Origin of the sequence: uncultured Sphingomonas sp., assembly GCF_902806265.1 — a bacterium.
In the GTDB taxonomy this organism is placed as follows: Bacteria; Pseudomonadota; Alphaproteobacteria; order Sphingomonadales; family Sphingomonadaceae; genus Sphingomicrobium.
The window spans coordinates 23,110-29,890 of sequence record NZ_CADCVZ010000045.1; the positions used below are offsets into that span (position 1 = coordinate 23,110).

Consider the following 6,781-nt stretch of genomic DNA (forward strand, 5'->3'; position numbering starts at 1 on the left):
GGGCGCGCTCTGATGACCGAGGACGGAGGACCCGCGTCGCCGCGGCGCCCGCGTGCGGTCACCATCAAGCATGTCGCCGCCGAAGCGGGTGTGTCGCTGCAGACGGTATCGCGAGTCATCAACGACGGGCCGAACGTTCGCGCCGAGATCAAGCAGCGGGTTAACGATGCGATCGATAAGCTGGGCTACGTGCCCAGTCTCGCCGCGCGGCGCATGGGCGGCACCCGATCCTACCTGCTGCTGGCATTGAACGATCGTGACCGGACCATCGACGGCTGGCAGTCGGGCGACGGCACGGACTGGGTCGATCAAATGCTGCTCGGCGGAATGCTCAAGTGCGCCGAGCACGGCTATCGGATGATCTTCGAACTCGTCGACACGCACGACGCGCGGGTCGAGCGTGCGATCAACGGCGCCCTGGCGCAGCTCCATCCCGATGGTGTGATCCTGACGCCCCCGCATGGCGACAACCCGGTGATCACCGATCTGCTGACGGCAAAGAAGATCCCGTTCGCGAGCATCGGCTCGGCGGGTGGACCGGGCTTTGCCGTCGGAATGGACGACGCGGAAGCCGCAAAGACCGCCACCGACCACCTCCTGTCGCTCGGCCACCGTCGCATCGGCTTCATCAGCGGCAGCCCGGAATATGCGTTGAGTGGAGCGCGGCTCGAAGGTTACCGGTGCGCCTTGCGCGAAGCCGGCTTCGCCGAAGATCGCACGTTGGTTGCACAGGGCGATTTCACCTTCGGGTCCGGAGCAGCCGCAACGCAGCACCTGCTTGCGCTTGCGGACCGGCCGACGGCGATCGTCGCCAGCAGCGATCAGATGTCGCTGGCCGCAGTGCAGGTGGCGCAGTCAAGCGGCCTACGGCTACCTGACGACTTGTCGATCGTCAGCTTCGACGACACGCCCATCGTCAAGTTCAGCACGCCCGCGCTCACCGCCATACGGCAACCGATCGCGGCGATGACGGCCCACGCCGCGGAGATGCTGATCGGCGCGGCAAACGGGGAAGTGGCGGCGCAAACGAGCGAGACCCTGCCGTTTGAACTTATCGTCCGCGCATCAACCGCCGCGCCGCGCTGATCCGAGGCTCCGGGTGGCTCAACGCAACACCCGTTTCCTCCTGTTGTTCGCGCTGGCCAACGCTGGCGGGGTCGTGGCTTACGTCCCGCTGCTGACCTTACTGTTGCCTGCTCGGGTAGCAGCCATCGCGGGCGGGGCGGAGATCGAGTGGCTGGCAGCAGCGACTCTGGCTGGGGCAATCGCAGCCAGCGTCGGTAACATCGCTTTCGGTTGGGCAAGCGACAGAGTCGGCTCTCGCCGCTTGTGGGCCGCGGCGGGACTCGCCCTCACGGTGGCGAGCTATGCTTTCCTGAGCGGAGTCCGGACCCTCCCGGAACTGGTGTTTGCGATCGTGCTGTATCAGCTGGTCTTGAACATGTTGCTGGCACCGCTCGCAGCCTGGGCGGCCGATGTCGTGCCGGACGACCGCAAGGGCGTGCTGGGCGGGTGGCTGGCCGCGGGTCCGCTGCTCGGCTCGGTGGCCAGCATCGTCGTCATCCTTCCGGCTGGAGCTGGGTTCGAGCTTCGCCTGGCGTGGGTGTGCCTGTTGGTACTGGTGCTGACCGGACCGTTATTGCTGTGGCGGCGATCGCCATTCGCGAACCTCGTCGGCCCGGCCGTGCAGAGCGCAACCGAGCAACGTGTGCGCGGGCTCGACCTCCTGCTGCTATGGTGCGCCCGCCTGCTGGTGCAGATTGCCGGAAGCGTGTTGTTCGGGTTCCTGCTCTACTATTTCCAAAGCCTGCCGGACGAACCTGGCGAAATCAGCATAGCCCAGCTGTCCGCAGTGGCGCTAATGATTGCCTTGCCGGTATCGCTGCTATGCGGCGGACTGTCGGATCGGCTGGGACGGCGCAAGCGCTTTCTGGTCGGCGCGGCTGTGGCGGCTTCGGCAGGTCTGAGCATTATGGCAACCGCGACGCAGGCGGGCGGATCGGCCGTCGGATACGTCATTTTCATGTGCGCCTTGTCCACGTTTCTGTCGCTGCATGCCGGCTACGCGATGCAGCTTCTGCCCTCCGACAAGCACCGCGGGCGCGACCTCGGCGTCCTCAATCTTACCAATACGATCCCAGCGGTGATTGCTCCGGTGCTGGCGGTGTGGCTCGTGCCTGGCCGCGGCTTCGGTTCGCTCCTGGCCTTGCTAGCCGGATTCATGTTGCTGGCAGCCTGCTGCATATTGTTCGTGCGACACGACGCACAACGCGCTTGATGCCGGGCAGCTAAGCCGCCAAAGTCGCCGCTGATAACGTTCACAATCACGGGAGTGCGACCATGTTTCGACCAACGGCTCTGATAGTCGCGCTTGCCGCAACCGTGGCCGCTGCGCCCCTGACGGCGCAGCCTGCCGCGACCGCCAACCCGGCCAACTGGCCGCGGGCAGCTAGTCCCGCCGCACTGACTGATCCCGCGACCGAACGGCGGATCGATGCCCTGATCGCACGCATGACAGTGGAGCAGAAGGTCGGCCAAACGATCCAGGGCGACATTAGCGCCATCACCCCCACCGACCTCGAGCGCTATCCGCTCGGCTCGATTCTGGCCGGGGGCAACTCCGGTCCGAACGGCAACGAGCGCGCCACGCCGGCGGAGTGGCGGGCGCTGGTCACCAGCTTCCGCGATGCGTCCACCAAGGTCGGTCCAGGCCGGGTGCCGATCCCGGTCCTGTTCGGCGTCGATGCCGTGCACGGCCATAGCAATCTGCCCGGCGCGACGCTGTTCCCCCACAATATCGGGCTAGGCGCCGCCCGCGATCCCGACCTCATCCGGCGGATCGGCGCGGCCACTGCGGCCGAAGTCGCTGCAACTGGCATTGAATGGACCTTCGCGCCCACGCTTGCCGTCCCGCAGGACCCACGCTGGGGCCGCACCTACGAAGGCTATGCCGAGAACCCCGAGCTGGTGGCGCGCTACGCCCGGGCAATGACGCTGGGGCTGCAGGGCGAACTCCGGCGCGGGCGTACGCTCGCTCCCGATCGCGTCGCCGCGACCGCCAAGCACTTCCTGGCCGACGGCGGCACCGCGGGCGGCAGGGACCAGGGCGACGCGCAGATCGATGAGGGCGAACTCGTCCGCACGCACGCGCCGGGCTACCCGGCTGCGATCGAGGCCGGGTCTTTGACCGTGATGGCCTCCTTCTCAGGCTGGAACGGGGTCAAGCATCACGGCAACAAGTCGCTGCTGACGGACGTGCTGAAGGAGCGCATGGGATTTGACGGGCTGATCGTCGGCGACTGGAACGGGCACGGTCAGATCCCGGGCTGCACCACCACCAACTGCGCCGCGGCGCTCAATGCCGGCCTCGACCTCTATATGGCCCCGGACAGCTGGAAGGGATTGTTCGACAGCCTGGTGACGGACGTGCGTGCGGGCCGGGTGCCAATGGCGCGCCTGGATGATGCCGTGCGGCGGGTGCTTCGAGTCAAGGCGAAGCTCGGCATGCTGGAGAGCGCCCGGCCGGGCGGCGGCAACTATGCGTTGGTTGGCGCCCCGCAGCACCTCGCGCTTGCCCGCGAAGCGGTGGCCAAGTCGCTGGTGCTGCTCAAGAACAACGGCTCGGTCCTGCCGATCAAGCCTGGTGCCAAGGTGCTGGTCGCCGGCGACGGGGCGGACAACCTCACCAAGCAGACAGGGGGCTGGACGATCACCTGGCAAGGCACCGGGACCACGCCGGCCGACTTTCCCAATGGTCGGTCGATCTATGCCGGGATCGCCAACGCAGTGACGCAGGCCGGCGGTACGGCGACGCTCAGCCGCGACGGCAGCTACTCGGCCAAGCCCGACGTGGCGATCGTCGTCTACGGCGAGGACCCTTATGCCGAGTTCCAGGGGGATGTCCCGACGCTGGACTATCAGCCGACCGCGGCGACCGACCTGGCCATGCTCCAGAAGCTCAAGGCCGCGGGCATCCCGGTCGTGTCGGTGTTCCTGTCGGGGCGGCCGATGTGGACCAATCCCGAAATCAACGCGTCCGACGCCTTTGTCGCGGCCTGGCTGCCCGGGTCGCAGGGGGACGGGGTTGCCGACGTGCTGGTCGCGCGCCGCGATGGCCGACCAGCCCGCGATTTCACTGGCAAGTTGAGCTTCAGCTGGCCACGCACCGCTGCAGCGCCCGTCGCCAATCCGCTGTTTCGCTACGGCTATGGGCTGAGCTACCGCGACCGCACGCCGGTTGCGCCCTTGTCGGAGGCGCCGGGCGTAGACGTGGCTGCGGCGCTCAACGTGGAGCGCTACTTCGCGGCCGGGCGCGCGCTGTCGCCGTGGACGCTGACGGTGTCGGACCCGGGTGGCGCCCGGCCCGTAGAAGCTGCTCCGGTGACGAGCCCGGCGGGCGTCGTCACCATCCGCTCGGTCGACTTGGCCGCGCAGGAAGACGCCAAGCAGATCGTCTGGAATGGGCGGGGGAACGGCTCGGTAACCATCAGCGGTCCTGCCGCGGATGTCAGCCGCCAGCTCAACAATGCTTTCGCCCTTGCGATTGACTGGCGCATCGACACCGCGCCGACTGGCCGGGTGGCCTTGAGCTTCGGCGACAAGGCGCTGGACATCACGGCGGCGGTTCGGTCCGCGCCGACCGGACGGGTCGCGCTGACGCAGATCCCGCTGCGCTGCTTCGCGGGACCCGGGATCGACTTCACAAAAGTCGGCTATCCGTTCACCGTTCGCACCGAGGGCGCGTTAGGGGTGACCCTATCGCGGGTGCGGCTGGAGCCGATCACCTCCGCCGACACCTGCCCGCCGCCAGCGCCCTGATCGGAGACCGGACGCCCTTACCCGCGAGGAAGCGCGGCGAGATCCTCCGGCTCGTCGATGTCGTGCAGCGTGTCGCCGATGTGCAGCGACCAGCCTAGCGCGCGGACGCGGGCGATGGTCTCGGCCGCGACGGTGGCGGTGCTCCAGGCGATGCCGCTGAACAGCAGGGGGTCGAAGCGTCTGAGTCCGAGCAGGGCATAGCCGCCGTCGCGCGTGGGATGGATCACCGCATCGTGCCTGCTGAGCTGTTCGGCGGCGGCGCGCAGGCGGGCGGCGTCCAGCCCGGGGCAATCGGTGCCGATCAGCAGCACCTGCTCTCCCGCAGCCAGAACGCGCCACGCGGCGCGAGCAAGGCGCTCACCCAGGTCGCCTGTTCCTTGATCAGTCATCCGTGCGCCCGGAGGACGGAAAGACGCCCAATCAGGGGACCCCGGAGCTGGTGTGGCGCATAGCTCCGGCTCGCCCAATTCCGCCGCCACCGCCACGGCCGCGGTCTCGGCCAGCATCTGGCCAGCGAGCCCGGCCGCGCCTTCCTCCCCGAGCGCCGGGATCAGCCGGGTTTTAGCGGCACCCGCAACCGGCGCCTTGGCGAAGATGACGATGCGGGTGGGCGCCATCAGCCGCGCCGCCAGCGGTGGAAGCGCTCGACCCAGCGCAGCAGCGCTTCCGGCTTGTGCGCCTTCTTCCATTCGCCCGCGGCATATTTGTTGGCCTCCACCATGGTCGGATAGGCATGGATGGTGCCGAGGATCTTGTTGAGGCCGAGGCCGTGCTTCATCGCCAGCACATACTCCGCCAGCAACTCTCCCGCCCCCGATGCAACGATCGTGGCGCCCAGCACGCGGTCCTTGCCCGGCGCCACCAGCAGCTTGACGAACCCTGAGTTTGCACCCTCCGCCACCGCCCGGTCGAGATGGCCGAGGTCGTAGCGGACGACCTCGTAAGCAACGCCTTGCTCCTTGGCGGTTGCTTCGGTGTGGCCGACATGGGCGATCTCCGGGTCGGTGAAGGTTGTCCAGGGCACCACCCGGTAATCGGCACGAAAGCTCTTGAGGCTGCCGAACAGCGCGTTGACGGCGGCGAACCACGCCTGGTGGGCGGCGAAGTGAGTGAACTGGTAGGGCCCGGCCACATCGCCGACCGCGTAGATGTTCGGATAGAGCGTCTCTAGGCGCTCGCTCAGCGCCAGCGGCTGGTCGGTCGGGATGCCAAGCTCCTCGAGCCCGTAGCCGGTCAGCCGCGCGTGGCGGCCGACCGCGACGATGATCTCGTCGAACGGCAGAACGGTTTCGCCCGCGTCCGACGCGACCACCAGCGTCTTGCCCTCGCAGCGCACGGCGCGGTGGTCGGTAAGGATCGTCACCCCCTCCCGCTGGAGCACGTCGGCGACGAAGGCGGACGCATCCTGGTCATCGCGCGGCAGGATGCGCTGGCCGGCGTCCACCTGGGTCACCTGCGCGCCCAGCCGCGCGAACGCCTGCGCCATTTCCGTCCCGATCGGCCCGCCGCCGACGATCACCAGCCGCTCCGGCAGCGTTTCGCGCTTCGCCAGAGCGTCCCACATGGTGTCGCTGGTCAGCGCCCCCGCCTCGCGGAGGCCGGGTACGTCGGGGAGGATCGGCTCGCCGCCGGCCGCGATCACGATGGCGCGCGTGGTCAAACGTGATACGCCGCCATCGGGGTCGGTGATCTCCACCGTCCATGGGTCTACGATCCTCGCGTGGCCGAGCCGCACGTCGACGCCGAGCTCGGTGTAGCGCTCGACGCTGTCGGCGGGTGCGATGGTGGCGATCACCTCGCGGACACGGCTCATCACGGCGGCGAAGTCGACCCGCGGCTCGGCCGAAGCGATCCCGAAGTCGCCCGCGCTCCGCATGTCGTGCGCTGCCCGGGCGCTGCGGATCAGCGCTTTGGAGGGCACGCAGCCGCGGTTGAGGCAGTCGCCGCCCATCTTGTCGGCTTC

Annotated in this window: 5 protein-coding genes; 3 read left to right on the forward strand and 2 right to left on the reverse strand. The window is 68.3% G+C overall.

Annotated features, from left to right (window positions below):
• The first annotated feature begins 12 nt into the window (after positions 1-12).
• From QZX62_RS09045 to QZX62_RS09055, 3 genes are all read left to right on the forward strand, one after another.
• On the forward strand, positions 13-1,086 hold the full coding sequence (locus tag QZX62_RS09045) for a LacI family DNA-binding transcriptional regulator (protein ID WP_294173813.1): 1,074 nt from the start codon (positions 13-15) through the stop codon (positions 1,084-1,086).
• 13 nt (positions 1,087-1,099) lie between these two features.
• The gene (locus tag QZX62_RS09050) at positions 1,100-2,278 is read left to right on the forward strand and encodes an MFS transporter (protein WP_294173814.1); all 1,179 of its coding nucleotides are present in this window, start codon (positions 1,100-1,102) and stop codon (positions 2,276-2,278) included.
• A 104-nt stretch (positions 2,279-2,382) separates the two neighbouring features.
• The gene (locus QZX62_RS09055; RefSeq protein WP_366926197.1) at positions 2,383-4,818 is read left to right on the forward strand and encodes a glycoside hydrolase family 3 N-terminal domain-containing protein; all 2,436 of its coding nucleotides are present in this window, start codon (positions 2,383-2,385) and stop codon (positions 4,816-4,818) included.
• Positions 4,819-4,835: 17 nt separating this feature from the next.
• Here QZX62_RS09055 and QZX62_RS09060 read toward each other — a convergent pair whose 3' ends face one another.
• Complete coding sequence (locus tag QZX62_RS09060; protein WP_294173817.1) at positions 4,836-5,435, reverse strand: TIGR04282 family arsenosugar biosynthesis glycosyltransferase; 600 nt, start codon at positions 5,433-5,435, stop codon at positions 4,836-4,838.
• The coding region (locus QZX62_RS09065) for an FAD-dependent oxidoreductase (RefSeq protein ID WP_294173820.1) at positions 5,435-6,781 on the reverse strand (1,347 nt) is incomplete at its 5' end. The genes QZX62_RS09065 and QZX62_RS09060, both read right to left, overlap by 1 nt.

Coding starts and splice junctions, on each gene's coding strand:
- QZX62_RS09045 (WP_294173813.1), top strand. CDS start 13: ATGACCGAGGACGGAGGACCCGCGTCGCCGCGGCGCCCGCGTGCGGTC.
- QZX62_RS09060 (WP_294173817.1), bottom strand. CDS start 5,435: ATGGCGCCCACCCGCATCGTCATCTTCGCCAAGGCGCCGGTTGCGGGT.